The organism is Denitromonas halophila, assembly GCF_007625155.1.
GTDB lineage: Bacteria > Pseudomonadota > Gammaproteobacteria > Burkholderiales > Rhodocyclaceae > Nitrogeniibacter > Nitrogeniibacter halophilus.
Window position 1 is genome coordinate 195,439 of record NZ_VMNK01000003.1, and the last position, 25,501, is coordinate 220,939.

The 25,501-nt window shown below is 63.5% G+C and carries 29 protein-coding genes; 8 read left to right on the forward strand and 21 right to left on the reverse strand.

All coding sequences use genetic code 11. The features are described from left to right. Nucleotides 1-143 precede the first annotated feature (143 nt). The 4 genes from FHP91_RS02990 (at nt 144) to FHP91_RS03005 (ending at nt 3,174) form a co-directional block, all read left to right on the forward strand. Nucleotides 144-935 carry an ABC transporter substrate-binding protein gene (locus tag FHP91_RS02990; RefSeq protein WP_144308179.1) on the forward strand — a complete coding sequence of 264 codons (792 nt, stop codon included), beginning with the start codon at nt 144-146 and terminating at the stop codon, nt 933-935. 66 nt (nt 936-1,001) lie between these two features. Beyond that, nucleotides 1,002-1,688 (forward strand): ABC transporter permease, encoded by a 687-nt coding sequence (locus FHP91_RS02995; protein ID WP_144308180.1) that lies wholly within the window; start codon nt 1,002-1,004, stop codon nt 1,686-1,688. Next, nucleotides 1,685-2,413, forward strand: a complete 729-nt coding sequence (locus FHP91_RS03000) for an ABC transporter permease (protein WP_144308181.1) — start codon at nt 1,685-1,687, stop codon at nt 2,411-2,413. Before FHP91_RS02995 ends, FHP91_RS03000 begins: the two co-directional genes overlap by 4 nt. Beyond that, nucleotides 2,410-3,174 carry an ABC transporter ATP-binding protein gene (locus tag FHP91_RS03005; RefSeq protein ID WP_144308182.1) on the forward strand — a complete coding sequence of 255 codons (765 nt, stop codon included), beginning with the start codon at nt 2,410-2,412 and terminating at the stop codon, nt 3,172-3,174. Before FHP91_RS03000 ends, FHP91_RS03005 begins: the two co-directional genes overlap by 4 nt. 27 nt (nt 3,175-3,201) lie before the next feature. On the opposite strand, the gene FHP91_RS03010 is transcribed toward FHP91_RS03005, so the two are convergent. The 5 genes from FHP91_RS03010 to FHP91_RS03030 form a co-directional block, all read right to left on the reverse strand. Then, complete coding sequence (locus tag FHP91_RS03010; protein WP_144308183.1) at nt 3,202-4,506, reverse strand: ATP-binding protein; 1,305 nt, start codon at nt 4,504-4,506, stop codon at nt 3,202-3,204. Between the two features lies 1 nt (nt 4,507). Further along, complete coding sequence (locus FHP91_RS03015) at nt 4,508-5,119, reverse strand: hypothetical protein (protein WP_144308184.1); 612 nt, start codon at nt 5,117-5,119, stop codon at nt 4,508-4,510. Then, a complete protein-coding gene (locus FHP91_RS03020) occupies nt 5,116-5,484 on the reverse strand; it encodes a response regulator (RefSeq protein ID WP_144308185.1) in 369 nt (122 codons plus the stop codon). Before FHP91_RS03020 ends, FHP91_RS03015 begins: the two co-directional genes overlap by 4 nt. A 130-nt stretch (nt 5,485-5,614) precedes the next feature. Next, nucleotides 5,615-6,445, reverse strand: coding sequence for a hypothetical protein (locus tag FHP91_RS03025; RefSeq protein WP_144308186.1), 831 nt, complete (start codon nt 6,443-6,445; stop codon nt 5,615-5,617). Then, entirely contained in the window at nt 6,442-7,728 is a 1,287-nt protein-coding gene (locus FHP91_RS03030) for a hypothetical protein (RefSeq protein ID WP_144308187.1), read from the reverse strand. Before FHP91_RS03030 ends, FHP91_RS03025 begins: the two co-directional genes overlap by 4 nt. Nucleotides 7,729-8,140: 412 nt before the next feature. On the opposite strand from FHP91_RS03030, the gene FHP91_RS03035 reads away from it, so the two are divergent. Both FHP91_RS03035 and FHP91_RS03040 read left to right on the forward strand, forming a co-directional pair. Continuing rightward, nucleotides 8,141-8,644: an ankyrin repeat domain-containing protein gene (locus FHP91_RS03035; protein ID WP_246116202.1), complete on the forward strand. Its 504-nt coding sequence runs from the start codon at nt 8,141-8,143 to the stop codon at nt 8,642-8,644. A gap of 10 nt (nt 8,645-8,654) precedes the next feature. Then, complete coding sequence (locus tag FHP91_RS03040; RefSeq protein WP_144308188.1) at nt 8,655-9,158, forward strand: DUF411 domain-containing protein; 504 nt, start codon at nt 8,655-8,657, stop codon at nt 9,156-9,158. A gap of 205 nt (nt 9,159-9,363) precedes the next feature. Here FHP91_RS03040 and FHP91_RS03045 read toward each other — a convergent pair whose 3' ends face one another. From FHP91_RS03045 to nosZ, 14 genes are all read right to left on the reverse strand, one after another. Next, a complete protein-coding gene (locus tag FHP91_RS03045; RefSeq protein ID WP_144308189.1) occupies nt 9,364-10,062 on the reverse strand; it encodes a glutathione S-transferase N-terminal domain-containing protein in 699 nt (232 codons plus the stop codon). A 138-nt stretch (nt 10,063-10,200) separates the two neighbouring features. After that, nucleotides 10,201-10,602, reverse strand: coding sequence for a hypothetical protein (locus FHP91_RS03050; protein ID WP_144308190.1), 402 nt, complete (start codon nt 10,600-10,602; stop codon nt 10,201-10,203). 20 nt (nt 10,603-10,622) lie between these two features. Continuing rightward, complete coding sequence (locus FHP91_RS03055) at nt 10,623-11,909, reverse strand: FAD-dependent oxidoreductase (RefSeq protein WP_144308191.1); 1,287 nt, start codon at nt 11,907-11,909, stop codon at nt 10,623-10,625. Further along, a complete protein-coding gene (locus tag FHP91_RS03060; protein ID WP_144308192.1) occupies nt 11,906-12,394 on the reverse strand; it encodes a TlpA family protein disulfide reductase in 489 nt (162 codons plus the stop codon). Before FHP91_RS03060 ends, FHP91_RS03055 begins: the two co-directional genes overlap by 4 nt. 12 nt (nt 12,395-12,406) lie before the next feature. Further along, on the reverse strand, nt 12,407-13,234 hold the full coding sequence (locus FHP91_RS03065) for an ABC transporter permease (RefSeq protein WP_144308193.1): 828 nt from the start codon (nt 13,232-13,234) through the stop codon (nt 12,407-12,409). Further along, nucleotides 13,235-13,681, reverse strand: coding sequence for a protein NosL (locus FHP91_RS03070; RefSeq protein WP_144308194.1), 447 nt, complete (start codon nt 13,679-13,681; stop codon nt 13,235-13,237). Next, nucleotides 13,678-14,550: an ABC transporter ATP-binding protein gene (locus FHP91_RS03075; RefSeq protein ID WP_144308195.1), complete on the reverse strand. Its 873-nt coding sequence runs from the start codon at nt 14,548-14,550 to the stop codon at nt 13,678-13,680. The genes FHP91_RS03070 and FHP91_RS03075 overlap by 4 nt, the downstream gene beginning before the upstream one ends. A gap of 10 nt (nt 14,551-14,560) precedes the next feature. Continuing rightward, nucleotides 14,561-15,529: a NapH/MauN family ferredoxin-type protein gene (locus FHP91_RS03080; RefSeq protein WP_144308196.1), complete on the reverse strand. Its 969-nt coding sequence runs from the start codon at nt 15,527-15,529 to the stop codon at nt 14,561-14,563. Beyond that, nucleotides 15,526-16,434 (reverse strand): 4Fe-4S dicluster domain-containing protein, encoded by a 909-nt coding sequence (locus tag FHP91_RS03085; RefSeq protein WP_144176348.1) that lies wholly within the window; start codon nt 16,432-16,434, stop codon nt 15,526-15,528. Before FHP91_RS03085 ends, FHP91_RS03080 begins: the two co-directional genes overlap by 4 nt. Further along, complete coding sequence (nosD, locus tag FHP91_RS03090) at nt 16,431-17,888, reverse strand: nitrous oxide reductase family maturation protein NosD (protein ID WP_246116203.1); 1,458 nt, start codon at nt 17,886-17,888, stop codon at nt 16,431-16,433. The genes FHP91_RS03085 and nosD overlap by 4 nt, the downstream gene beginning before the upstream one ends. Next, nucleotides 17,885-18,895 (reverse strand): hypothetical protein, encoded by a 1,011-nt coding sequence (locus FHP91_RS03095; protein ID WP_144308197.1) that lies wholly within the window; start codon nt 18,893-18,895, stop codon nt 17,885-17,887. The genes nosD and FHP91_RS03095 overlap by 4 nt, the downstream gene beginning before the upstream one ends. Before the next feature lie 185 nt (nt 18,896-19,080). Further along, nucleotides 19,081-19,794, reverse strand: a complete 714-nt coding sequence (locus tag FHP91_RS03100) for a c-type cytochrome (protein ID WP_144308198.1) — start codon at nt 19,792-19,794, stop codon at nt 19,081-19,083. A gap of 162 nt (nt 19,795-19,956) precedes the next feature. After that, nucleotides 19,957-20,268 (reverse strand): c-type cytochrome, encoded by a 312-nt coding sequence (locus FHP91_RS03105; RefSeq protein ID WP_144176351.1) that lies wholly within the window; start codon nt 20,266-20,268, stop codon nt 19,957-19,959. An 82-nt stretch (nt 20,269-20,350) separates the two neighbouring features. Then, nucleotides 20,351-22,648: a Sec-dependent nitrous-oxide reductase gene (nosZ, locus tag FHP91_RS03110; RefSeq protein WP_144308199.1), complete on the reverse strand. Its 2,298-nt coding sequence runs from the start codon at nt 22,646-22,648 to the stop codon at nt 20,351-20,353. A 217-nt stretch (nt 22,649-22,865) separates the two neighbouring features. Between nosZ and FHP91_RS03115 the strand changes: the two genes are divergently transcribed. Continuing rightward, nucleotides 22,866-23,372, forward strand: a complete 507-nt coding sequence (locus FHP91_RS03115; RefSeq protein ID WP_144308200.1) for a hypothetical protein — start codon at nt 22,866-22,868, stop codon at nt 23,370-23,372. 46 nt (nt 23,373-23,418) lie between these two features. Beyond that, nucleotides 23,419-23,892, forward strand: coding sequence for a copper chaperone PCu(A)C (locus FHP91_RS03120; RefSeq protein WP_144308201.1), 474 nt, complete (start codon nt 23,419-23,421; stop codon nt 23,890-23,892). A 9-nt stretch (nt 23,893-23,901) separates the two neighbouring features. Here the strand turns inward: FHP91_RS03120 and FHP91_RS03125 are convergent, their stop codons facing one another. Together FHP91_RS03125 and FHP91_RS21255 are read right to left on the reverse strand one after the other, a co-directional pair. After that, the gene (locus tag FHP91_RS03125; RefSeq protein WP_222105093.1) at nt 23,902-24,975 is read right to left on the reverse strand and encodes a glutathionylspermidine synthase family protein; all 1,074 of its coding nucleotides are present in this window, start codon (nt 24,973-24,975) and stop codon (nt 23,902-23,904) included. Next, nucleotides 24,888-25,358 carry a hypothetical protein gene (locus FHP91_RS21255; RefSeq protein WP_222105094.1) on the reverse strand — a complete coding sequence of 157 codons (471 nt, stop codon included), beginning with the start codon at nt 25,356-25,358 and terminating at the stop codon, nt 24,888-24,890. Before FHP91_RS21255 ends, FHP91_RS03125 begins: the two co-directional genes overlap by 88 nt. Nucleotides 25,359-25,501 lie beyond the last annotated feature (143 nt).

The following is a 25,501-nucleotide window of genomic DNA, read 5'->3' on the forward strand; positions in this document are numbered from 1 at the left end:
GCGAAGCCGGCCATCTCCGCGCGTTTTTCCCTTTCGGCCGGCCGCACATTGAACCAAGTGTGCGATCCTGCGATCATGCGGCCCACGCGCCGCCGCCCACAAGGCCGAAGCGGCTCACTCGAACAAGACGGGAGGAGACACCCATGATCCGACGCATCTGCCTGATGGCCGCCTTGGCCATCCTCAGCCAGAACGCCCTGGCCAAAGACTGGACCAAGATCCGCTTCGCCACCGAAGGCGCCTACCCCCCGTTCAACATGACCGCGCCCGACGGCACGGTGCAGGGCTTTGACGTCGACATCGCCAACGCGCTGTGCAAGCAGATGCAAGCCGAGTGCACCTGGGTCAAGCAAGAGTGGGACGGCATGATCCCGGCGTTGATGGGCCGCAAGTTCGACGCCATCGCCGCTTCCATGTCGATCACCGAAGACCGCAAGAAAAAAGTCGATTTTTCCGACAAGTATTACGCCACGCCGCTGGGTCTGGTCACCGCCAAGGGCAGCGCACTGCGCCCCGACCTGGCACTGCTCAAAGGCAAGCGCATCGGCGTGCAGCGCGGCACCGTGGCCGACAACTTCGCCACCCGTTTCTGGGCCAGCGAGGGTGTTGAGGTGATCCGCTACGGCAAACAGGAAGAGGTCTATCTCGACCTGGCCGCCGGCCGTCTCGACGCCACCTGGGTGGACGCGCTCGAAGCTGAGGGCGGCTTCCTGACCAAACCGACCGGAGAAGGCTATGCCTTTGCCGGGCCGACCATCTTCGGCCGCAACGCCGACGAGAAAGCCGTGATCGGCGAAGGCGTGGGCGTGGCCGTGCGCAAAAAGGACGCCGATCTGAAAGCCAAGATCAACAAGGCCCTGGCCGAGATCCGCGCCAACGGTACCTACGACAGCATCCGCAAAAAGTACTTCGCCCAGGACATCTACGGCGAATGAGCCCCACGCTGTCTGCCGCCCGGCTGATCGATCGCCCCGCGCCCGCGGGGCGTGATCGTTAACGCCATGCTCCACGGCTACGCTGCTTCACTGCTCGACGGCGCCTGGCTGACCTTCCAGGTCGCCGTGCTCTCGCTCGTGCTGGCGCTGATGCTCGGCCTGGCCGGCGCCTCGGCCAAGCTGTCGAAGCTGCGTCTGGTACGCGCGCCCGCGGTGGCCTACACCACCATCGTGCGCGGCATCCCCGATCTGCTCATGATGCTGCTGGTGTTTTACGGCGGGCAGATGCTCATCAACATCGCCACCGACGCGCTCGAATGGGACTATATCGACGTCAATCCCTTCGTCGCCGGCATTGCCACGCTGGGCTTCATCTTTGGCGCCTACTTCACCGAGACCTTCCGCGGCGCCTTCCTGGCCGTGCCTGCCGGCCAGCTCGAAGCCGGCGCCGCCTACGGCATGAGCCGCTGGCAGGTGTTCAGCCGCATCCTGTTTCCACAAATGCTGCGCCACGCGCTGCCGGGCCTGGGCAACAACTGGCAAGTCATGCAGAAGAGCACCGCGCTGGTGTCCATCATCGGTCTGTCGGACATCACCTGGCTGGCCGACCAGGCCGGGCGCAGCACCCACCAGCCCTTCCTGTTCTACGCCGTGGTGTGCGCGTTTTATCTGGGCATGACCGCGCTGTCATCGGTGGTCTTCAATCACCTCGAACGCCGTTACTCGGTCGGCGTGCGCCGGAGCGCGGCATGATCGAATGGAGCGTGATCACCGAGAGCCTGCCGCAATACACCAGCGGCCTGTGGCTCACCGCGCAACTCACCGTGCTGTCGCTGGCCGCCGGGCTGATGATCGCGATTCCGCTGTCGGTGATGCGGATCTCGCGCAAGCGCCTGGTCGCCGGCCCGGTGTGGGCCTTCACCTATTTCTTTCGCGGCACACCCATGCTGGTGCAGCTGCTGCTGATCTACTACGGCCTCGGGCAATTCGAGTGGATTCAGGCGCAGTGGCAGGCTGGAAACACTTTCTGGCTGACCTTCCGCGAGCCCTATGGTTGCGCGCTCGTTACCTTCACGCTCAACACCTGCGCCTACACCACCGAGATTCTCGCCGGTGCGCTGCGCACCACACCGCACGGCGAAATCGAAGCCGCCCAGGCCTGTGGCATGAGCCGCGTCACGATGCTACGGCGCATCCTGATTCCGGGCGCGCTGCGGCGGGCGCTGCCGGCGTACAGCAACGAGGCGATCTTCATGCTGCACGGCACGGCAATTGCCTCGACCGTCACGCTGATGGACCTGACCGGCGCGGCGCGCAACGCCTACTCGCAACACTTCGCGCCGTTCGAAGCCTTCATCTTTGCCGGCCTGCTCTACCTGACGCTGACCTTCGCCCTGGTCGGCCTGTTCCGCCTCGCCGAGCGGCGCTATCTGGCGCATCTGCAGCCGCGCAAGGCGATCAAAGGACACACCGCATGACCCAACTGACCGTCGAAGACCTGCACAAAAGCTATGGCGACCACGAGGTGCTCAAGGGCGTCTCGCTCTCGGCCGAAGCCGGCGACGTGATCAGCATCATCGGCTCGTCCGGCTCAGGCAAGAGTACCTTCCTGCGCTGCATCAACTTCCTCGAGCAGCCCGACGCCGGCCGCATCCATGTTGCGGGCGAAGAAATCCGACTGGTGCGCGGTGGCGATGGCCATCTGAAAGTCGCCGACGCCAAGCAACTCCAGCGTCTGCGCACCCGGCTGGCGATGGTGTTTCAGCACTTCAACCTGTGGGCGCACATGACGGTGATCGAAAACGTCATGGAAGCCCCGGTGCATGTGCTCGGCCTGAGCAAGGCTGAAGCCCGCGAACGCGCCGAGGCCTATCTCGACAAGGTGGGCATTGCCCGCTTCCGCGATGCCTACCCGGCGCATATGTCGGGCGGCCAGCAACAGCGCGTGGCGATCGCCCGGGCGCTGGCCATGGAACCTGCCGTGCTGCTGTTCGATGAGCCCACCTCGGCGCTCGACCCGGAGCTGGTCGGTGAAGTGCTCAAGGTGATGCGCGCACTCGCCGAGGAGGGGCGCACCATGGTGGTGGTGACCCACGAAATGGGCTTTGCCCGCGAGGTGTCCAGCCAGGTGATGTTTCTGCATCAGGGTCTGGCCGAAGAGGTCGGTGTCCCGGTAGATGTCTTCGATCATCCGCGCAGCGAGCGCCTGCGGCAATTTCTGTCTGGTAGCCTGAAATAAGCCTGCCGACGCCAGCCAAAGCCCCCGTCAGCTATCGTCGGTCTTGGCCGCCGGGTAATGCAGCGGCAACCATATCTTGAACTCGGTGCCCTCACCAAGTTTGCTATTGACCACGATGCGCCCGCCGTGGCGCTCGATGATGCTGTAGGACACCGACAGCCCCAAACCGGTCCCGGTGCCCACCGGCTTGGTGGTGTAAAACGGGTCGAAGATGCGCTTGAGCACCTCGGGCGGAATGCCGGCGCCGGTGTCGCGTACCGAGACAAACACCTGCTCGCCCTCGGTGCCGGTGCTCACCGTGATCGTGCCCTGCTCGGCGATGGCCTGCGCCGCATTGACGACGAGATTCATGAACACCTGGTTGAGCTGCGAAGCGACGCATTCGATCTCGGGCAGTTCGCCGTACTGCTTGACCACCTCGGCCTTGTATTTGATCTCGTTGGCGACCACATTGAGCGTGGTGTCCAGACAGTGATGCAGATCAGCCCAGGCCGCCTCGCTCTCGCCCATGCGCGAGAAATCCTTCAAGTCCTGCACAATTTTTTTGACCCGGTCGAGCCCGTCACGGCTCTCGGTGACGAGATTGACCAGGTCCTCGCGTAAGTAGTCGAGATCAACGCCCTTGATCTGCGCATCGATCGCACTCCGCAGGCTCTCGGGGATCTGGTCATGCGCGCCGGTGTAGGCGTCGAGCACCACCATCAACTCATCCACATAGCTGGCCAGCGTCCCGAGGTTGGAATTGACGAAGCCGATGGGGTTGTTGATTTCATGCGCCACGCCGGCCGCCAGTTGCCCGATCGAGGCAAGTTTTTCGGACTGCAGCAGCTGGTTCTGCGCCTGCGCCAGTTCGCCGATCAGCTTTCGCTGCTCGGCCTTTTCGCGCTCGATCTCGGCCATGCTGGCCGCCAGCTCTTCGTGAGCGATAGCGTTGTCGGTCACGTCCTGCACGGTCACGCACACCTGCACCACCTCACCGGCTTCGTTCTTGACCGGTAAAAACGTGCAGTTCTGACGCATGGCATCGACGCCCCCGGTGATCGGCCGGTTGTGATCGAAGCGGAACAGATAGGGGCGCTGTGTCCACGAGGTGAAGGCGTAATTGCGCAGTGCCTGCACATGACGCACTTTGCGTTCAAGCCAGGATCGGGGCAGCTCGGGGAACACCTCGAAGAGGTTGCGCCCCAGCACATCCGCCGCCGAATGCCGGCTATGCGTGGCCATGAAGCGATTCCACAGGGTGACCTTGAACTCAACGTCCACGGCGAAGACACCGATCTCGACCCGGTCGGCGATGAATCCGCCCAGTTCGCCGTGGGTCAGCTCGGTCATGTCACAGGCTCGCCAGGAAACGGTCGATCGCGTCGCGCAGCACCAGAATCTGATCCTCCGGCAGCAGCATGATCAGGTGGCAGGCAAAGGAACGCTTCTCCAGGCTGAAGTTCACCTCGACAAACAAAGCACAGGGCGAGTCCATGCGGCTTACATCCAGCAAACTGCCCACCTCGACTTCGGTGGCCATCAACGACGGTGCCGAAAACCCCATCTCGGCACTGATCTGCTCGGCCAGCCCGCCCAGGCAGGCGCCGATCAGCACATTGCTCACATCGAGCAGCAGTTCATGCTCAGTGGCCTCGTCGGGTACCTCGTCATAGCCCATCAGATCGGCCAGCTCGCGACAATGCGCGACGCCATACACCACCACCGCTTCGCCACGCAGATCGCCATGAAAGCCCTGGCGTACGGCGGTCACCTTCTCAGGCCCGACGATACGCTCGAGTGCGGGAGGAATCAGACTGGGCTTTAGCACCAGAATCCGCGGCACCGAGAGTTGAACAAACTCGCCCAGCACCGCCGCCACCGAGGCGCCTGCCTGCCCCATGCCGATATTGGTCAGTTCCTGCAGCGCGTCGCGCTGATCTTCGGAAAACAGAGCAGTGGTCATAGGGCGACTCCATACTCGCGCAGCACACCGCCCAACTTTTCTGGATCGACCGGTTTTTTGACGAAAGCGATCGCACCGAGGCGTTTGACGCGCTCCTGCGCCTCCGGCTGGATATCGGCCGACACGACCACCACCAGACAATTGAGGCCCTCGGCCCGTAGCGTTTCGAGCACCTGAAAGCCGTCCATCTCGGGCATGGTCAGATCCAGAAACATCAGATCCACATCGCCCTGACGATACGCCGCCAGCGCCTCGAGCCCATTCGTGGCCTGACGAACTTCGACGTCCCAGGTCGCGGGCAAGGAGCGGATGAGCATCTTGCGCGCCATGGCCGAATCGTCCACCACCAACACCGTCGACGCCATCAAAACCTCCTCTGCCTGATCGAGTCCCCGCAACCGCTACGCGCGAGCCGTCACCGTGACGTACAAAGCAGCCTACGGCGGAGCATCGTCAGACTTTAGGCGACCCGATGAAAAACCTATTGCTTTGGTGCTAGCGTGGCCGCTCCGTGGTCAGGCCCGCCAGCGTACGGCGCAAGGCCGCCACCCCCATGCGGTGCAAGTAGCGGCTGCGATAAAATCGCCCGCCCGGGCCGAGCCGGAACGCCTGGCCGGCGGGCGTATAGGCCGGCAAACACACGCCATCCGGCGCCACGCCGATGCGCACCTGCCGCCAGTAGCCAGGCAGATCGATGCTGCCATGCTTGAGCACCGGCGGCATGATGAACACGGTCTTACCCAAGCGCTGCTGGGCGACCAGCTGCTGGACCTCCCAGCGGGTTTCGCCCTGATCGCTCAGGATCATCACAATCCAGCAGGCGTGCTTGATGAGCTGCTGAAACATGGTCCTCCACGCCGCGTCCGTCACCGCGATCCGGCCCGCACCAATCGCCTCGCCCGGCCGCCCCAGGGCAATCAGAGGCAGATCGGGCGACAGCGCGGCGGCGAGCACCCGTTCGAACTCCATCTCTGCCTCATGAGCGAAATACGCCGGCATGAAGGGCAGACCACGCCAGCGGCGATTGATCACCGTCAGGCGACCGGTCACCGAGAACGGGCGCAGGTAGACCGCAAACCGCGGCGGCACATCGTCCACCCCGCTGAGCAGTTGCAGCAGCACCGCCTCGGCGCGACGATCCCGTCTGCGCTGTATCCACCACCGCTCGACCGCCGCCAGCACACGACCGCTCAGAAAGAAGGCGGCACTTCCCATGGCCGCCATCGACGCCGACAGCCCGTCGCCGGTCACACTGCCGCGACTGAGCAGATGCAGCAACACCACCCACGCCGCCAGCATGTTGCAGTAGCGCACCAGCACGTTCATGGCCGCCTCCCGCATTCTCGCGCCGCTTCCGCGGCCGCTTTCGCTGACCAGGGCCGATCAAGCAAGAGGTTCGGATCCCAAGCGCGCAGGCAGATGTCGTAGTCCCACTCCGCATCCAGCGTGGTAAGAAGCGTATCGAGCGCAGCGCGCGCGGCGGGGTCAGCCGCCTGTTCGCGCGCCTGGGCAAAGATGCGGTACTCGGTCGCCCGGCTCTCAAACCAGGTGTGGGGCACGGCGAGCGGATCGGGTGGCCTTTCGGGCAGGGGCCAGACCAGTAGCCCCACCCAACGCAGACGGTCCGACACAAACCGATCGAGCGCGCCATCCAGACGATGATCGAGCAGTGTGCTGTCGGCTGATCCCGCGCTGAGCTGCACCTCAAGCACATTCAGATCAGCATCCAGGCGTTGATCCAATCGCGCGATCGGTGCCAACAACGCCTGCCGGTGCGCCGCATGGCGCTGCCGTAGCGCCATCGCCTGCGCCTCGAGCGAGGGCACGCTCGCCCCCGACGCATCGGCGAGAAAATCTCGCGTCGCCGGCACCAGCGTCCGCGCCGCCTGGCGCGCAGTCGCCTCACGCTGCAAGCCCAGATCAATCCATGGCCCGGCGAGCAACGCCAGCGGCAAGGCCAGATAAGCGAACTGCTGGCCGAGCTGGCGCAAAAGCACCGCCCCCAGCCGCCCCAGCGCACGCCGCAGCCGCCACCCCAGGAAACGCACCCCGGCCAACCCATGCCGGCGCAGCAAGCGCGGCGTCGCCAGCAGATCCGCAATGCCATGCCCCACGCGTTGCCACCACAGCCACCGCACGCTGAGCTCACCGCGCCGACGCTCCACCCGCATCGCCCACGCCCGGCGCAAGCGGCCAGCGCACCCCGTTCGTCGAGGCGCCGGTCGCCGCCGCGTTGCCAAGCGCCACAGCCGCGCACCGCCAGCACTCAGACCCGCCGCAACTACCACACTGCCAGCCGCACACACCACCCACATCACGGCCACACCGGCGCTGCCCGCCGGATCAAGCGCCAAGCCCGCCCACCAATGCGTCACCGTCGCCTGCCAGGCCTCCAGGCCTTGTCGCCGATCCGACAAGGCCAAAGCGATGCCGTCGGCACTCACCCCCGGATGCAGCACCCCGTGCACCACCGCGATGGCCACTCGACGCAAACCCTCGCCAAGTCCCATCGCGATCTGCGCCAGCCAGTCCGCACTCGCCGACGCCGCCCAGGCCGTCGCAGGCAGGCAGCACAACACGACATAGCGCCGGACGTCCGACCGTCTCATAAGCAACAGGGCGCCGCACCGCCACCCACATCGGTCGGCGCCACGTGTGGGCATACTTGAGCTATAGCACTGCAACGCTTCAGCGCAATCCGGGTCCAAATCAGCAAACGCTGAAGCACGCCACGCCAAACCACCTCGGTGGCATCATCCTAGAAACCGTAGTTGGACCCGCAATCGGGCGCGTAGCGCGATCACCCACCGGGTCATCGGCCTCGAAGCCGAAAAGCTTCACATGTTCAATACCTTTGCTCATGGGCACAAGCGGTCAACTGCGGTTTATAGGATCATGGCGAGTGACCATCCGATGGCGACCAATCGCCCTGCATTTGCGTCCGCGCAAGGCAGGTTGTGTGCGTCCACGGCAAGGTGTGCGCCTCATGGGCGCGCCCCAACCTCACAGGAGAACTGACCGATGTCGATGCTGACCCGACTGCGCGGCCTGAGCCGCCTGCTCGCCCTCACGGCGGCCCTCGGCCTGCCGACGCTGGCCCCCGCCGCCGACGCCAACCCAGGCGAACAACCCATTCACCAGATCGCCCGCACCGGCACCGGAGACGAGGTGGTCGCCGCACTCAAGGCCGACCCCAAGGCCCGCGACGCGCGCACCGCCCGCGGCTCCACCCCGCTGCATCTGGCCGCCATGAATTCCGACCTCAGCGCCATGCGCGCCCTGATCGCCGCCGGCGCCGACCCCAACGCCCGCGACCAGGACGGCTCCACCCCGCTGCACATGGCCGCCTACGCCACCCGAACCGACAACGCCCAGCTGTTGCTCGAAGCCGGCGCCGACCCGGTGGCCAAAAACATCCACGGCCGCGATCCCGCCGCGATGGGCCGTAAGGTCAAGGCCGACGAAACCGTCGGCGTTATCTCATTGTGGATTCTCAAAGGCTGCCAGGCCGGCAAGCCGTGCTGAAGGAGACGCCATGAAAACCCTGTTCCTTACCGCACTCACCGCACTCACGCTGAGCACCGCCGCAAACGCTGACACCCCCGCCGCCGAGATAGAGATGTACGCCCCGACCGTCTGCCTGGCCTGCATCGACTACGCCGAACACCTGCGCCAGCACGGCTTCAAGGTCACCGTCAATCGCCTGCCCATGGACGACCTCAAGGCCACCAAAGAACGCCTCAAGGTCCCGCGCGGCTACGAAGCCATCCCCTCCGCCACCATCGCCGGCTACTTCATTGAAGGCCACGTGCCCGCCGAAGACATCCAGCTGCTGCTCGAGAAAAATCCCGACGCCCGCGGCCTCGCCGTACCCGGCCTGCCGCTCGGCGCGCCGGGCCGCGAATACTCCAGCCCCACCTGCGAGACCGGCTGCACCACGCTGGACAAGACCAAAGGCACCGAGCGCCCACGGCGAGAGCCCTTCAACACCTTCCTGATTCTCAAGGACGGGGACAGCAAGGTGTGGTGGCGGCACTGAGGGGTGTGATGGCGGCGGCGCCACTGGCCGCCTCCGACCGATTCCCGCCGACGCGGCGGCCCTCACCAGCCGTTGATTATTGATCAGGCACGATTGCCTTGTCTGCCGTATCGGGGCGCTGGCACGTTACGCTTTCGACGGCTCGACGGGCCCGCCCTCGACGCACTTGGATTGGCCGGGGCGAGACCCAACCAACGAACCTTCCCTATGCCGGAATCTTCAAGCCCCGCTGCACCGCCGGCCGGGCGACAAAGGCCTCCAGCACACGGGTCACGTTGGCAAAATCCGATATGCCGACCAGATCTCCGGCCTCGTAGAAACCGATCAGATTGCGTACCCACGGGAAGGTGGCGATATCGGCGATGGTATAGGCCTCGCCCATCAGCCAGGCACGCCCCTGCAGTTGCTGGTCGAGCACACGCAGCAGACGCCGCGATTCGTCCACATAGCGATCGCGCGGGCGCTTGTCTTCGATGTCCTTGCCGGAAAACTTGTGGAAGAACCCCAGCTGCCCGAACATCGGCCCGATGCCGCCCATCTGGAACATCAACCACTGCAAGGTCAGGTAGCGGCCATGGGCATCGGTGGGCAGCAACTGGCCGCACTTGTCGGCCAGATAGATCAGGATCGCGCCGGATTCGAACAGCGGCAGCGGCTGGCCGCCCGGCCCGTCCGAATCGAGGATGGCGGGGATCTTGTTGTTGGGGTTCAGCGACAGGAAGGCCGGCGAATTCTGGTCGTTGGTGTCGAAACTGACCTTGTGCGCTTCATACGGCAAGCCGATCTCTTCGAGCATGATCGACACCTTGACGCCATTGGGCGTCGGCAGCGAATAGAGCTGAAGCCGGTCGGGGTGGCGCGCCGGCCACTTGCGGGTGATGGGGAAGGTGGAAAGATCGGTCATCGGGGCATCCTTGCCGGCGCCGCCAGGCTGCAATCTCGCACGGGCGGTCGCCGGACGTCTCTGAGTGGGTTGCGACACCCCCTGGACTGCGGCGACAGGCCGGAAGTTCCGGCCAATGCTGGCGCAGGCGCGGCCGGCTCAACCCGGCGCACAGCCGCTGTCGCGAGTACGCGCCAATGCGCCGGCGACATGCGGCCGGTTCAGCGCATCGAAGGCATCTTCGATACCGTCGCCAGACCGCTCGGCGTGCGCGAGAAGAGTCGCATCCGCCTTGATCAGTTGGCAAAGGGCGGATTCGACGTAGTCGAGATTTCCTGCCCGGAGATTCTGATAGAGCGAAACATGCAGCGACGCCATTTTTGCCTGGCCGCCAACCAGGGTCCCCTCGACGACTCGCTCGACACGCGCCCTATGCTCAGGGAGTTCTCTTTTCAAGGCGAACTGACGACCAAGCACAAAACTGGTGGCCAAAGCGACCAAGCCACCGACTACCCATGCCAATTCTATTGTTTTCTTTTCCACCCCATAAGGATACGACAAATTAAATCCTCGGTGCCGGACTACTCCCCGAACATCTCCGCAAACATCCCCGCCGCCCAGGCCATCTCCTCGCCGCGTGGCTGGTTCTCGCGCGCCTGGTCGATACGCTGTTCGAGCGCGCCGTCGCCGCGGATACGGTAGCTGGCGTCGATACGGACCATTTCGGGCGGGGTGAAGCTGTCGTAGACCCAACAGGTGCTGTCGGGGAACGGGGGGTCGAACGCTGTGCCTTGCACGCGGGCGGCGATGGCGGCGGCGGCGATGCGGCCGTGGTGGACGGCCATATGGCCGGTCTTGGGGTAGTGACCGAAGAGCGGCGAGACAAGGCCGGCGGCATCGCCGATGACGAAGACCTGCTCGTCGGCGACGGATTGCAGCGTGCGGGCATCGACGTCGGCCCAGCCGGTGGGCTCGCCGTGGTCGTTACGTCGGTCAAGGCCGGCGAGACGGATCAGCGCACCAGCCTGTTGTGGGCCGGCGAGAATGGCGTCGGCGAAGGGGAATTCATCGAAATCGGTGACGACGACTTTCTTGAACGGGTCGACACGCTCGATGCGCTGAAAAGGCTTGAAGTCGACATAGTCAGAGAGCTGGCGGTCGAAGCTGTCGCGGAAGCCCGCCATGCCGGCGCCGGGGTCGAGCACGATGAGCCGGCCCTTGATCTGGTGCGTGCGAAACCAGGTGGCGATGGCGATGGCCCGCTCGTAGGGCGTGGGCGGGCAACGGTAGGGCGCGGGCGGGATGGTCATGAGCAGATCGCCGCCTTTGAAGGCGTGCAGCCGTTGCTTGAGCTGCCGGACGCCGGCCGCGCCAACGAAGCCGCCATCGAATTGCTGGCGAATCGCGGTGAGCGCGTCAGCGTCGCCACCGACCCACGGCGCGAGATTTTCGGCGATGCCGGGCGAGAGCACGAGCCAGTCGTAGCTCAGGCGGCCGTCGGCGGTTTCAATATGGCGGGTTTGCCGGTCAATGCCCTGCACCTCGGCCTGCACAAAGGTGTAGCCATGACGCGCGGCCGCTTGCCGGTAGTCGTGCTCGAGCGTGGCGTCGGGCACCCGGTCGATGAGCCAGGCGTTGGACAGCGGCAGGGAGAAGAAACGCGGCTGCCGTTCGATGAGGACGATGTCCCTCGCCGGGAGCGCGCGGCGCAGGTGGGCGGCGGCGGAGAGGCCGCCCCAGCCACCGCCGACAACGACCACCCGGCCTTTCTTGGCGGGCGGCAGCAGGGCTTGCGCGCTGCGCGCCTGACCGAAAACGAGGCCGGCCCCGAGGCCGGCCAGCGCGTGCAGGGCCTGGCGGCGTTTCACAGCAGGGGCGCGACGGCGGCCTGCATGTCGTCGGCGCTCATCACGCCGAGCTTGCGGGTGGTGATCTTGCCGTCGGCGTCGATGACCACCGTGAAGGGCAAGCCGGCCTTGGTGTTGCCCAGCGCCTTCATGAGTTCGACGCCTTTACCGGCACCGGCAAAAACGACGAGATAGTCCATCTCATACGCAGCGACAAAGTCGCGGGCGCTGTCGCCGAGGTCTTCAACCCCGATGCCAACCACCTGCAAGCCGGCCGCCTTGTGCTGCTTGGCGAGCTCGGCCAGATGCGGAATCTCGCTGCGGCAGGGGCCGCACCAGCGCGCCCAGAAGTTGACCACCGCCGGCTTGCCTTTGAGCGATGCCAGCGCGACCGGCTTGCCATCCAGACCGGGAAATCCCGCCGCGAACAGCGCCGTGGCCTCGTCGGCAGCGTGTGCCGACAGGCTGGTGACCGCGAAAAACAGCAGGGCAAACAGGTGGCGCATGGCGATTCCTTTTTAAGGCAGATCGCTGCGGCGGAACAGCACAAAGCCGGTCGCGGCAGACAGGGTGCCAAGAAGCACAGGATAAACCACCGCGAAAATCTTGAAACCGGCGACGCCGAACAGATCGAGAATCACATAAGCCGAGGGGCCGAAGACGATCAACTGCGGATCGAACATCGACAGCGCGGCGGTACGGAAGACCTGCAGCGGGTTGGCCAGCGCCAGAGTGATGGCAAACTCGGGCGCGACGCGCGACTGAATCAGCAGGCCGAGCAGGATCAGGTCGAGGAAGAGCAGCATCACCAGCCAGGTGACAAAGGCCAGGCCTTGGGCGACGTCGGTGCTGCGCGCCAGCGTGGACAGCAGCATGCCGATGCCGAGGAAGCACCAGCCCATGGCGGCGAGGATGGCGGTGTAGTAGAGGAACATGCCCCAGGGCACTTCGATTTCCTGGAACATCGCCCACAGCGCGGCACCAGCCATGGCGGCGAACACCGGCAGAAAGATGGAGACGTAGCGCCCGACGATCTTGCCCCAGTACCAGGCCGACAGCGACACGGGCAGCGAGAGCAGGTATTCGAAAACGCCGGCTTCGCGGTCACCGGCGACGGAGCGCACGGTGGTGATGAGCACGAAGATGGGCAGGATTGCCATGGCCAGCTGGATGTAGGTGACCAGCAAGCGCGACAGGCCGATGAAGCCGAGGACGCGCGATTCGGTCAGGCCGAAGGCAAAGAGCAGCGCCACGATGCCGCCGAAGACCAGCGAGTAGATGAGGAACCAGCGCGAGCGCAGGGATTCGACCAAGTCGAGCTTGGCAGTGAGCCACAGGTGTTTCATTTACTTGCCTCGCGCCAGCACGTACTGCTTGGCTTCTTCGTAGGACATGTCGCCCGGATTGGGGATGGTGGTGGCGCCGAGGCCGTAGCCCATCGGCGTGATCTTGCCGCCAAAATAACGGGCCTTGAAGGCGTCAATCCACAAGGTGGTTTTGTAGTCGGTGACCCAGAATTCGATCTGGTCTTCGGGCCAGCCTTTCTCGCTCATGAAGATGATGGCGTCGCCGAAGTCGTCGAACTTGTGCGGCAGCTTCTGCGGGTCGCGGATCTGGGCGGCAAAGCGGCGATCGGAGAGCACCATGTTGCAGCGCTCACAGGGGTCACGATCCCATTTGACCTCGACCGGACCGGTGTTCGGGTCGTCCGGCCCGCAGGCGGTCAGCAAGCTGCCGGCCAGCGGCACGGCGGCGAGTGCACCGATCTGGCGAAAAAAGTGGCGGCGACTCATTGCAGGGTGACTCCCGGGTCGAGTTCGACCATATCGATGGCCTTGAGCAGACCCACGTAGCGCGAGAGCATGCCGAGGAAGCGCAGCCGGTCGGGGCCCGCCACCAGCCCGTGCCACTCCATGCCCTCACCCACGTCGGTGAAGCTCCACTCGCTCAGGGCCCGGGCAATGGCGTCATCCGCGCGATGCAGACGCAGTTTGGTGTTGAGCATGGCGGCGAGATTCGAGTCGTCGGCCACGCGGTCGTCGAGCACCACCATACCCATGTCCATTTCGATCACACGATTGACCAACTGCGCCACTTCGTCGAGACGGTGGCTGGAGATGATCATCGAGGTGTTTTCAATCCGCTCGGCCAGCAGGCTGAAGAAAATATGCCGGGCCTCGGGGTCGAGGTTGGCGGCGGGCTCGTCGAGCACCAGCACTTTCACGTCGCGCCCGAGCGCGATGGCGATCAGCAGCTTTTGCTTCATGCCGCCCGAGAGGCGATTGAAGGGGCGATTGCGCAGCTCGTCGATGTTCAGACCGAGCCGGGTGCCGATGGTCTCGATCCGCTTGGGGTCGCTATTGCACACCGCGGCGGCAAAAGTGACCAACTGGCCGACCGGCATCTTGAGCGGCGGCGGCAACTGGGGCACGAAGCCGATCTTGCCGAGCACACTGGCGCGTTGCTTGCGCGGCGATTCGCCATCGACCAGTACCTCGCCGTCGAAGGTGTACTCACCCAGCAGGCAACGGATCAAGGTGGTCTTGCCGGCACCGTTGGAGCCGATCAGGGCAATACGCTCGCCAGTGGCGATGTCCAGCGTCACGCCGTCAAGGACGGGGTGACGCCGGAACAGTTTTTTGACGCTATCGAAACGAATCATCCGGGGTCGCTTAAAGCAGCTTGTTAAGCCCCTTGACCTCGAACTTGAGGGCACCGCTGGGGCAGGTATCCACGCACAGACCGCAGCGGGTGCAGTCGGGTCCGATCGGGACTTTGACATCCGGCGAGCGGCCCTTGATAACAACTTCGAGCACGTGGGGCACGAGGCACACTTTGCGGCAGTCGCCCTCGTGGAAGCAATGATTTAGGTCATACACCACGCGCACAGGCGAGATCACACCGACTGCGCCGTAGGTCAGCCCGATGGGGCACACATAACGGCACCAGGCGCGACGAGAATACACCACCTCGAACACCAGCAGCAGCGCCACCCAGCCCAGCGCCAGGCTGGGCCCGTAAATGAGCGCGCGGCTGAGGATGCCCGTCGGCGACAGGGTTTCGAAAACGGTGAAGCCGGTGACGATCGCCAGCAGCGAAAACAGCACCCACATCACGGTACGGGCACCGCGATGGAACTCATGGTCGGTAACGAGCTTCTTCTCTACCAGCTTGAGGTGCAGCTTTTCGAACAGCTCGGCCACCAGGTGATAGGGGCACACCCAGGAACAGAAACTGCGCCCGCCCAGCGCCGCCCAAAGCAGAAACACCGTGGCCGTGCCGATGAACAGGTTCACGATGATGTGCTTGTGCGCCAGCATCACCTGCAAGGCGGAGTTCAGGTCGATGAGGTGAAAGCCGACAAAGCGTGAGGCGGTGAGCGCACCTTCCAGAATCTGGATGTCGAGCCAGAACGAGAAGGTGAACAGGATGTTCACCAGAATCAGCACCGTCCAGCGGCGGTTGCGCCAAGTGTTCTTTTCGAGGGCATGGTCGCGCACATGCTTTTTCATGGCCTCGAAATCATCCTTGGTCAGGCGCTTCATCTTGTGAATCTTCTGGGCCTCGGGCGTGAACTCGACCGGCTTCTTCGGCGCCTGCCCCAGCATGAGCATGATCTGCTCCAGGAATCGGCCTTTCATGCTTCGCCCTCCCACACTGCCCGCGAATCAACCACGATGGCGGTCGGCTCCACGGGGCAGATCATTTCACACACGCCACAGCCCACGCATTGCTCCATCACCACCGGGATGCCGCGCTTGCTGCCGTCGGCGGCTTCGGTCACTTCCAGGCGAATGGCGTCCTGAATCGGGCACTCGGTGACACACAGGTCGCACAGATCGCGCTCATAGGGGTGGTCGGCCACCGGAATGGGCGCCCAGCGATCCACGTCCATGTAGCGCATCTGCCCGGTGAAGTCGGCGCCACGCGCCGGCCCCTTGAAGCCCTTGCCCTGCGTCGCCAGACAGGCCTCGGGACGCGACAGACGCGCAAGACCGGCACGCTCGATCAGGTTGAGCGTGGGCTCCGGGTCATTGGCCTTGGCCTTGAGCACCGGCTTGTGTGCCAGTTCTGCACCGGGTCGGATCTTCAGGAAATCGGGTTTGCGATAGACCAGCGAACCGGTCGGACAGGCCAGAATGCACTGCACCGCATCGCAGGAGAAATCACAGGCCTGCTTGCGCGAGTCGATATGCGGCACGCCCAGGCCAAAGCCATCGGTGATGTCACCGAGCACGATCGCTTCGACCGGACACACCTGAACGCACTGACCGCACTTGATACAGGACGACAGAAAATCGTTTTCGTCCAGCGCACCGGGTGGGCGCAGGCGGGGATTGTCGGCCTGCGCGGCCACTGGCAGATAGCCGGCCAGCCCCGCGCCGACCACACCAGTGCTCATCACCGCGGTGCGAATGAATCGCCGTCGCGCCTCGAGCGCCCGGGCGTTCGAGCGCGGTGCAGCGCCGCCCTTTTTGGCACGGGGTGCGGCCGCAGCGTCAGACTCGGCCGGCACGGCCGGACCGGATTCGGTCTCCTGGCTCATGATCTTGCCTCTTTGGGGTTGTAGAACAGCGGTGCGTCGTCCTTGAGCAACAGCACAGGGCTGGTGAAGGGCGCGAGCCGTTCCAGAAAATCGAGCGCCTCGAGCATGGGCGCATTCTTGAAAAAGCGGGCGTAGGGCTGCTCCATCCACAGCTGATCGGTGAAGGCGTACAGCTCGTAAGGCGTATCGCCCACACGATCGGTATTGCGGTCAAAGCCCTGGTAATCGTCCCAGTAGTTGCCGTGCCACTTGCTCTTGGTGGCGGCGCCGGCACCGCCGACGGCGATCTGCGACAGATTGCCTTCGAAGACGTTGCCGCTCACCTCAGTACCGCCGATGTCGGAGGTGAACTGAATGCCGATGCCGTTGTAGGCGATACGGTTGCCGCGGATGGTTACGGTGCTGTCGGGCTCAAAGGGCGAGATGTCACTGCCGATGCCGACTGCGCAGTAGATGATCTCGTTGCCTTCGATAATCACATCCGAGGCTTCCTTCATGCCGACCGCCATGCCGGTGGCGCCATTGGCCTGCGAAATGACGTTGTTGCGGATGGTCGAGTAGCCGGCATACATGACGTATACGCCCACCGAGTTTTCGTAGTACTTGTTGCCCTCCACCAGATTGCGGTTGGCGAACATGAAGTGCAGCGAGTAGCGGGAGCGTCGGCCGAGGTTGTTGCGGAAGATGTTGTCGTTCGAGTACCAGGCCACCACGTCACGTGAATCGACAACCTCGTTGCCCTCCACCAGATTGTGATGGCTCGACCACAGCCGGATACCGTCGCCTCGCAGACCCAGCTCAGCGGGCTTGGAGCTGATGTAGCTATTGCGCAGGGTGTTGTGGTTCGCTTGCTTGAGATCGACCCCAAACAGGCAATCATCCATCCGGATCGATTCGAACAGGCCGTGCTGGCCGCGCACATTCAGACAGGCGTCGTCCGAGTCGTGCGAACCGCCAGAGCCGGTCAGGTGCAGCCCTCGCAAGGTCACGCCCGCCGCCTGCACGACCATCACGGTACCGCTGCCGCCGCCATGAATCACGACCTTGCCATCGCCTTCGATGGTGAGCGTCTTGTCGACCAGCACCGGGCCGGCGTAGTCGCCGGGCGGCACCTTGAGCACACTGCCGACCGGCGCCGCATCCACCAGGGTCTGGAACCAGGGCATGTCGGTGCGATTGGGCGCGGTCGGCTTGGGCGCCGGCCGGCTGGAATCGCCCCAGGAGTCGGCAGCCGATTCGCTCGGCGCCTCTTTTTCCATGCCGGCGCCAGGAAACGCCACCCGGGGATCAAACGGCTCGGCCGGCCCCGCCTTGGGCGCCTCTCCCGCCGCCTTCAGGCCCGAGGCCTTGAGTTTGTCGAGAATCGAATCGACATCGGCCAGGGCGATGGTTTGCGGGAACAGCGAACCAGCGAGCACCGCGACGACCGGCAAAAGCCGCGCCAGGGTTTTCACTCGGCCGTCCCCTCTCGCATCTGCTTGCGACGCAGCAGCGTGGCCAGCAACAGGCACAGGCTCATGAGCACCACCAGCAGATAGCCCCAGTAGGGGTAGGAATAGGTAGAGAACTGGGCCACCTTGCCCACGCCGAACACCGTCGGCATGAAGGGTTTGACGGTAAATGCGCCCCACGGGTGCAGGTTGTGGCCGAAGAACCACAGCCAGCCCGCGTAGTCGATGACGAAGAAGATCGGCAGGAGCGCAGGCACAAAGGCCAGCAGCAAGGAAAAGCCACGGATCTTCCAGACACCGACCCACACCACGGCCATCGCCGCCATCAGGCCCACCGCCACGCCAGTGGTCACACTCTTGAGCATGCTGCCCCACTCGGCAATGCGCTCGGGTTCATTGAAGAACGCACCGGCCTCGCCCATGTAGTACTCGGCGTAGGACTGCAGCTTGCCCATCACGAACAGCTCGCCGACCATCCAGGCGGCGACCGCGGCGAAACCGATGGCCATCACGGTCAGGCGCGCCTTGCGTTTGGCCATCGCGAAGCCGAGCAGCATCACCCCGAAGAAACCGAAGATGTAACGCGACACCTGCCGCTCGACGGGCGCGCCGATGCCGATCGGGTGCATGCCGACGTAGTGGTTGATGGTGTTCATCTCGTGCACGCAGTCGAGGGCCTCGGCGTTCTTGTTGACGTCGGTCTTCTGCTTTTTCTGGGCTTCGAGAATCGGGTTGTAGCGCTCTTTCTGGGAGCCGAGGTCTTCCTGGAAGGTCTCGGTCATCAGACGGCTGGTTTTCGGTGCCGTGCTGCAGCCGTTCTCCACGCCGGTAAAGCTGAAGTGGATGCGGATACCATCGGGAAAGGCGTCTTCCGGGTAGTTGGGCGCGGTCAGCGCGACCCACCAGGTCGGCGAAAAATAGGCGCCGATCATCAGCACCAGAGCGATCAGGGTCAATCCGCGCACGATCAGCGATTGCTTGCTCGCAGCGGCAGTGTTTTGGGGTTGCATACGTTCACCGTGTCGTTGGAAGTCCCGTCGCGGTGTGGTGCCAGCACCATGGACACAGTGCGCCCGATCGGGACGGGGTCCGTCCGGGCGCTTTCGGCGCCAATGATTATTGTTGTCGCGCAATCATTCATGTCGCGCTGAACCCCGACACCGCAACCACCGGTCGCGATGTCGGGAATGATGCATTACTTACACATGCTGCCCGGCATCTTCAGGCTGGACTGGTAAGCCGAAATCGCCACCAGATCCTTGTCCGAATACTTGGAGATGATTTTCACCATGTCCGGGTTGGCATTGCGGCGGTGACCGTCGCGAATTTCGGTCATCTGACGCAGCAGGTAGGCATAGTGCTGACCGGCGATCACCGGGTAGAACTTGTCCTTCACGCCCTCGCCGTTGTCGCCATGGCATTCCTGACACTCTTTCTTGTACAGGGTGCGGCCCTTGGCGATCTGCAGCATCTTGTCGGCTTCGTCGTATTTGCCATGATCGACCGGCACGCACAGGCTTTCAATGTAGGCGGAGACGTCGGCCAGGTCCTGCGCGTCGGTCATGGTTGCGGCAAACGGATACATGGTCGGGTTGTCACGCAGGCCGGCGCGGATGTCGGCCATCTGCTTGATCAGCACGGTCGAGTGCTGACCCGCCAGCTGCGGGAAGGTGCCGTCCGGACGGCCCGCGCCCGAGGGCAGGTGGCAGGCGCCACAGATTTCGTAGACTTCCTTGCCTTTCTTGAGATCGCCCTTGAGGGTCAGCGCTTCGTTCTTTTCGCCACCCTCGGCGTTCCAGACATAGCCTTCGCCTTCAATACCGGTTTTCTTCGGTGCGGGGCCGCCGGCCGCCTGCACTGCGCCGACGGCAAATACGGCCAGCGACGCTGCAATCAAAAACTGTTTCATGACTCTCATCCCTCCGAGGAGAATTAGTAATCGCTAAAGTACGCGAACATTCGCAAGCGTACGTTGATACCCATCAAAAACTGCCCGCATGCGCCTGAAAGACAGACACCGTGGATCGACCCGAAGGCCAATGCACGGTGCGGCACGAACAGCCGGAATCGCTCAGGGTGCCATTTTCGAGATGTAGTCGGCGAGCACCTTGATCTGTGCATCATCGACCAGGTGCATCACACCCTTCATCGCAGCCGTCTGGCCGTTGTTGCGCTTGCCGCTCTTGATGTCGGCCATCTGCGCTTCAAGATAAGCGGCATTCTGACCAGCGATCTTCGGGTAGTTCGGCATCAGGGTTTTCTTGCCGTCGGCGCCATGACAGGCGGCGCAGGTCTTTGATGCGTAAAGCGCGGCGCCATCTTCGGCCAGCGCCGGCGTAGCCATCAGGCCGATCAATGCGGCGAATACTACTGCTTTCTTCATGGGTATTCCCTCTCGTAAATGAAAAACCGGGGAGCAATAGATATCACTCCCCGGTCGGTACCGCTTTGGTTCAGGTCAAGAATTACTCAACCTTCTTGGCGCCATTTTGCTCAAGGTAGGTCTTGGCACGCAGACCGAGGTCGGCGGCTTTCACCTGGTACTGCCACACCTGCTCGGCCCAGAGGTTAGCCTGGTCCCAGTCAGCGCCGCGAGCGGCATCTTCGTGCTTGGCCTTGGCTTCCTTGGTGCGGTTGAGCTGATCGACAGCGTCTTCCATCATGGCAACCACGTCCGGGAAGTCGGTGTAGTTAACACTGGTGATGTAGCCCACAACCTGGTCGATGACGACCTGGGTGTCTGCCACTTTCTTCAGCGTCTTCTTGTAGTCCTCTTCCGTATAGCCAGCACCCGCCAGCGAGGCGTCCTTCTCCGGCTTCCAGCCCTTCGGCTTGACCAGGAGATAGCCCTGCATTTCGAGGTGCAGCGCCGAGCAGAACTCGGTGCAGTAGTACGGATACACACCTTCCTTGTCGGCCTTGAACTTGACGGTAACCGTCTTGCCCGGCTCAACCGACGCATGCACGTTGAAGGTCGAGACGGTGAAGCCGTGGGTCTCGTCCTGCGCACGCTCAAGGTTGGTCAGGTGAATCGTGACTTCATCACCCTTCTCGACTTCGATGGTTTCCGGCGTGATGTGCGAGCGGATCAGCGTACCGAACACTTCGACCTTGTTGCCATTGCGGACGGTCTTTTCCTGACCGGCACGAACGGCACCCGGGTGCGGCTTGTCGGTGCGGCTATCGGTGCCGACCTTGTAGCGCACGGCAGGCTTCAGCTTGTCGGCCTTGATGGCGACCACATAGTGCGGCTCACCCAGCGGCAGCGGCATGTCGTACAGCAGCTGCATCTTGTCGTTGCTGATGTCGATGAGCTGGTGGTTCTGCGGATGCAGCGGGCCTACCGGGTTGAAGCGGTCGATCGACAGCTTGTTGAGGGCCACCAGATACTTGCCCTGCGGCGCCATCGTGTCGCCTTCCATGGTCATCAGGTGACCGATGTTGTAGTGCACGCTGATCTTGTCGAGCACCTTGCCTTCGCAGTAGTTCCACTTGGCAACTTGCGAGTCCACATACAGCGAGGTGTAGGCTACGCAGTTCTTGGCGTCGTACTGGGTGTGCAGAGGGCCAAGGCCGAGTTCGACCTGGGTGTGCAGCGCATCCTTCATGGCGATCACGGGGATGCCGTACGGATCTTTCGATTCGAACTTGCCGGCCTTGATGGCGGCCATGATGTTCTCGAAGCTGTACACCGACACGTGCGTGTCGAGCTTGCCGGAGACGGTGATGAACTTGCCGTCAGGCGTCACGTCGACACCGTGCGGGGACTTGGGCTCGGGCACCAGGAAGAGCACGCCTTCCTTGACGGCCACTTCGATCGGCAGCACGTCGTGGCCATTGATCTTGGTGGCTTTGCCGGCTTTGACCAGCTCGGCAGCCTTCTTCCAGTTGACCACGTGCATGTAGTCGGTGTCCTTGGCGGAACAACCGGCTTCATACGGCGGACGACCCTTCTCGATACCGCCCACATAACGCTCGGAGCAGAAGGAGTTGGTGAAGGACCAGCCCTCCGACGGGCCTTTACCGGCGTCGGACAAATCCTGCGAATACGGCGGCAGTTCGAGCGAGAAGGACTCGTTCGGGACCAGACGGCCTTCGTGACGATCAAACTTCCAGTAGGTCACGCCACCACGGTACTTGCTGTTGAACGACGTGAGCGGCTCGAACTTCTGGTTTTCCAGCGGCGAGGCGTATTGCGCGGCTTCGATCACGTACTCGGTATTCGGCGTCACGAAGGCGCCACCGTGCTCGGACTTGAAGATCGGGTTGACCACGATCTGCTTGGTTTCGAAGTCACGCAGGTCGATCACGGCGAGGCGTGGGTTGGCCTTGTCGTTGATGAACAGGAACTGACCGTCGTACTGACCTTGCGTCTCGGAAATGGCCGGGTGGTGCGTATCGCCCCAGTTGATTTCCTTGCCATCGATGTTGCCCTGACGCAGCACGGCCTTCGAGTTCTCGTCGAAGCCATAGCCCTGCCACGGTTCCGGCGTAAACACGGCGATGTACTTGAGGATGCGCATGGACGGAATGCCATACACAATGATCTGGCCAGACTGACCGCCCGAGCTGAACGCGAGGAATTCATCGCGCTTGCCGGTGGGCACATAGGTTTTGGCCGCAGCCATAAGGTCTTGCTGGGACAGCCCACGGCGCTTCATGACGTCCTGCAGCGATTCGGCCGCAAATGCCGAAGAAGTCGCTGCGAGACCGAAGCCAGCCGCAAGCGCCAGTCCAACCGCCTGCTTGATACGGGTTTTCATATTGTTCTCTCCCTGAACAGAAAGCTCGGATAAGGGCACAAACACGCCAATCGTCGCAAAAAAGTACACTGCGATAATTTGCCGCACATGTTGCGCGCATCAGGTTTCCCTAACGTTGATGTTAATCAAGTTATGCGACGAAGTGTCGCACTTATGCTTGAAACCCTCGCCAACTAAGGCGCGGCACTAATCAGGGCTCCCCCGTCGCCCCCCTTTCATGACCGAATCCTTGCGCTCCCTGACGCCCAAACTTACCGCCCTCGGCGGTGTGCTTGCCGCACTGGCAGCCGCCCTCTATGGCTGGCAAGTGTGGACAGCGCCGCCCACCGAGGTGTTATTGCCGCGCTCAAGCTGCGACCTCAATGCCGGCGCATGCGCACAAATGCTGCCCACCGGTGCGACAGTGCGCTTCGCCATCGGGCCGCAGCCGATCCCGGTCATGGAAGACCTCGATCTGAAGGCTGACTTCACCGGCAAGACGCCTGACCGCGTGGCCGTCGATCTGAACGGCACCACCATGAAAATGGCAGCCAATCAGCCGCAGCTGCAGCCCGTTGGCAACAACCGGTTTGAAGGCAAGACCGCGCTGTCGGTGTGCATTACCGGCGCCATGCAATGGCAGGCCATACTGCAGGTCGACTACGGACGCACCCGTTATCTGCTGCCCTTTGTCTTCGACTCGGCGCACAGCGACGACACCGAGCTCGCCAAGCCGCTAAAATAGCCGCGTTTGCGCAACCCGCGCGCCCGCTCCCAACGAGACCTGCCCCATGCGTTGCTCCCCGCTCCACCTCGCCACCGCACTGCTGGCCCTCGGCCTGCCCGCCCTTGCCCCGGCTGCCGGCATGGCCGATAGCGTGGCGATCGAAGACGCGCATGTCCGCCAGATGCCGCCGGCCGCGCCCAATACGGCCGCGTTTCTGACGGTCATCAACACCGCCACCACACCGATCCGCCTGACCGGCGCGCGCAGCGCGGTGGCCAACACCGTGGAGCTGCATGATCACATCCAGGATGGCGACATCCTGCGCATGCGCCGCATCGACGGCGTCGACATCCCCGCCGGCAGCCGCGCCGCGCTGGCGCCGGGCGGCAAGCATGTAATGCTGATCGGGCTGAAGCAACCCCTCAAGGGCGGCACCCAGGTGCAGCTCACCCTGCAATTCGCCGACGGCAGCGAGTATGCCCTCAGCGCCCCGGTCACCCCGATCCGCCCCGCCGTCATGCCCGGCATGAAGCACTGACAACTCGGCTCATGCCCGCAGCAGATATGCATCCTCCACCACCCGCAGCGGCAGCAGATCGCTGTCGGTGGTGATCACCAGCGACGGATCGATCCGCACACACGCGCCGCCATAGACGCCGCCGACCGAGAAGGTGCACACCTGCACATTCAAGCCCCCCAGATGTGGCAGGCCGAAAAAGGCCTGATAAACCTGCGCCTGCCGATCGAGGCGCCCCTCGGTTTCAGTTTCCAGGGCGTCCTGGCCGTCGAAAATGCTGATATTACTACCGCAGCGCCCGGCGATCGGCTTGACCACATAGCCCGCCTCGACCGGAAAATCAGCATCCAGCGCGAAGCGTGCGTCGAGCGAATACGGGTGCTTCGGAAACATTGACCACAAAATGGGCAGGATCGCCTTGTTGCTGGGGATCAGCGTCCACAACGGCTCGAACACCACCACGTCGCGGCGCAGCAGCACATCCACCAGGCGCGGCGGTTGCGGCGAGCCCTCGCCGGAATTGATCTCGGCCAGCCGTCGCGCGTCGTCTTCATCGCACTCGGCCCGCAACTGATCCAGCGCAGTTTCCCACGCCCAGGTTTTCCACACCCAGCGGATCGGCTGGCCGTCGGCATCCACCACCTGCCCTTGTGCGTTCCAGCCCAGGCCGGCAACGCCCTTGATCATCTTGCATGGAATGCCCGCGGCCTCGATGGCAGACTTCATGTAGCGGGCGTGATAGGTTTCCTCCATATCGCGGTCGTGCATGATGTGCAGCACATCATCCACCCCGCTCTCCTGCCAGGCCTCGATCAAGCCGTCGAACAGCCCGTCGCCCGGGCACACGCCGTCATCGCAGCCAAAATGTTCGGCCCAGCGCCCCTGCACCTTGCCCGTTTCCATACGGCAGGATGCCGAATCGGCGTTGTATTCGTAGACTTTGACGCCCCGCTCCGACACCGAAAAATCGAAGCGACCGGTGATCATCTGGCTGCGCCGACGATCCCATGACACCTTCAGGCGTGGCCACAGCACCGACGGAATATTGAAGTGCACCAGCAGACTGTCGTCATGCAGCACCGCCTGGGTCGCGTGCATGAACATGGCGTGCAGCTCGTTCGTCGCCCGGCGCAGTTCGCGCAGCGCGGCACCGGGTGGCGCCGGGCACCGTTGTGGAAGGTGTGCAGCGGCAGGCGACGATCGTCCTTCACCACCCGCACCGAGCGCAGCCGGAAGATGTCATAGGCCATGGGCACGTCGTCGAACACATAGCCCTTGTTGAGATACAGCCAACGCCGGGCCAACTCGACGCACTGCCACTTGTAGCCCATGTACTCGCCATCGAGATAGCTGCGATAACTGTGGCGGTCGGGGTACTCGGCATGATCGGCCGACGGATAGTGCGAGGAATAGACTGCCACTTCGCCCGCGGCGACCCCCAGAATCGTGCCGAACCGCGCCGGCTCAGGCGCTTGCGCATCGCTCATTCAAACCACTCCCTCGTCCCACTGCCTGGCGCAATCGACTTGCCACTATCGCGTTCGACGACACAAAACACCACCGGTTCAGCGCCCCGCCCCGCCTTGCGTCTATCACGCATCGCGGGTAAGCGGCTACCATAGCCCAGATC

Bases quoted from the DNA above. Each gene is read 5' to 3' on its own strand.
- FHP91_RS02990 (WP_144308179.1), top strand. From the start codon at position 144: ATGATCCGACGCATCTGCCTGATGGCCGCCTTGGCCATCCTCAGCCAG.
- FHP91_RS02995 (WP_144308180.1), top strand. From the start codon at position 1,002: ATGCTCCACGGCTACGCTGCTTCACTGCTCGACGGCGCCTGGCTGACC.
- FHP91_RS03000 (WP_144308181.1), top strand. From the start codon at position 1,685: ATGATCGAATGGAGCGTGATCACCGAGAGCCTGCCGCAATACACCAGC.
- FHP91_RS03005 (WP_144308182.1), top strand. From the start codon at position 2,410: ATGACCCAACTGACCGTCGAAGACCTGCACAAAAGCTATGGCGACCAC.
- FHP91_RS03010 (WP_144308183.1), bottom strand. From the start codon at position 4,506: ATGACCGAGCTGACCCACGGCGAACTGGGCGGATTCATCGCCGACCGG.
- FHP91_RS03015 (WP_144308184.1), bottom strand. From the start codon at position 5,119: ATGACCACTGCTCTGTTTTCCGAAGATCAGCGCGACGCGCTGCAGGAA.
- FHP91_RS03020 (WP_144308185.1), bottom strand. From the start codon at position 5,484: ATGGCGTCGACGGTGTTGGTGGTGGACGATTCGGCCATGGCGCGCAAG.
- FHP91_RS03025 (WP_144308186.1), bottom strand. From the start codon at position 6,445: ATGAACGTGCTGGTGCGCTACTGCAACATGCTGGCGGCGTGGGTGGTG.
- FHP91_RS03030 (WP_144308187.1), bottom strand. From the start codon at position 7,728: ATGAGACGGTCGGACGTCCGGCGCTATGTCGTGTTGTGCTGCCTGCCT.
- FHP91_RS03035 (WP_246116202.1), top strand. From the start codon at position 8,141: ATGTCGATGCTGACCCGACTGCGCGGCCTGAGCCGCCTGCTCGCCCTC.
- FHP91_RS03040 (WP_144308188.1), top strand. From the start codon at position 8,655: ATGAAAACCCTGTTCCTTACCGCACTCACCGCACTCACGCTGAGCACC.
- FHP91_RS03045 (WP_144308189.1), bottom strand. From the start codon at position 10,062: ATGACCGATCTTTCCACCTTCCCCATCACCCGCAAGTGGCCGGCGCGC.
- FHP91_RS03060 (WP_144308192.1), bottom strand. From the start codon at position 12,394: ATGCGCCACCTGTTTGCCCTGCTGTTTTTCGCGGTCACCAGCCTGTCG.
- FHP91_RS03065 (WP_144308193.1), bottom strand. From the start codon at position 13,234: ATGAAACACCTGTGGCTCACTGCCAAGCTCGACTTGGTCGAATCCCTG.
- FHP91_RS03070 (WP_144308194.1), bottom strand. From the start codon at position 13,681: ATGAGTCGCCGCCACTTTTTTCGCCAGATCGGTGCACTCGCCGCCGTG.
- FHP91_RS03075 (WP_144308195.1), bottom strand. From the start codon at position 14,550: ATGATTCGTTTCGATAGCGTCAAAAAACTGTTCCGGCGTCACCCCGTC.
- FHP91_RS03080 (WP_144308196.1), bottom strand. From the start codon at position 15,529: ATGAAAGGCCGATTCCTGGAGCAGATCATGCTCATGCTGGGGCAGGCG.
- FHP91_RS03085 (WP_144176348.1), bottom strand. From the start codon at position 16,434: ATGAGCCAGGAGACCGAATCCGGTCCGGCCGTGCCGGCCGAGTCTGAC.
- FHP91_RS03095 (WP_144308197.1), bottom strand. From the start codon at position 18,895: ATGCAACCCCAAAACACTGCCGCTGCGAGCAAGCAATCGCTGATCGTG.
- FHP91_RS03100 (WP_144308198.1), bottom strand. From the start codon at position 19,794: ATGAAACAGTTTTTGATTGCAGCGTCGCTGGCCGTATTTGCCGTCGGC.
- FHP91_RS03105 (WP_144176351.1), bottom strand. From the start codon at position 20,268: ATGAAGAAAGCAGTAGTATTCGCCGCATTGATCGGCCTGATGGCTACG.
- nosZ (WP_144308199.1), bottom strand. From the start codon at position 22,648: ATGAAAACCCGTATCAAGCAGGCGGTTGGACTGGCGCTTGCGGCTGGC.
- FHP91_RS03115 (WP_144308200.1), top strand. From the start codon at position 22,866: ATGACCGAATCCTTGCGCTCCCTGACGCCCAAACTTACCGCCCTCGGC.
- FHP91_RS03120 (WP_144308201.1), top strand. From the start codon at position 23,419: ATGCGTTGCTCCCCGCTCCACCTCGCCACCGCACTGCTGGCCCTCGGC.
- FHP91_RS03125 (WP_222105093.1), bottom strand. From the start codon at position 24,975: ATGTTCATGCACGCGACCCAGGCGGTGCTGCATGACGACAGTCTGCTG.
- FHP91_RS21255 (WP_222105094.1), bottom strand. From the start codon at position 25,358: ATGAGCGATGCGCAAGCGCCTGAGCCGGCGCGGTTCGGCACGATTCTG.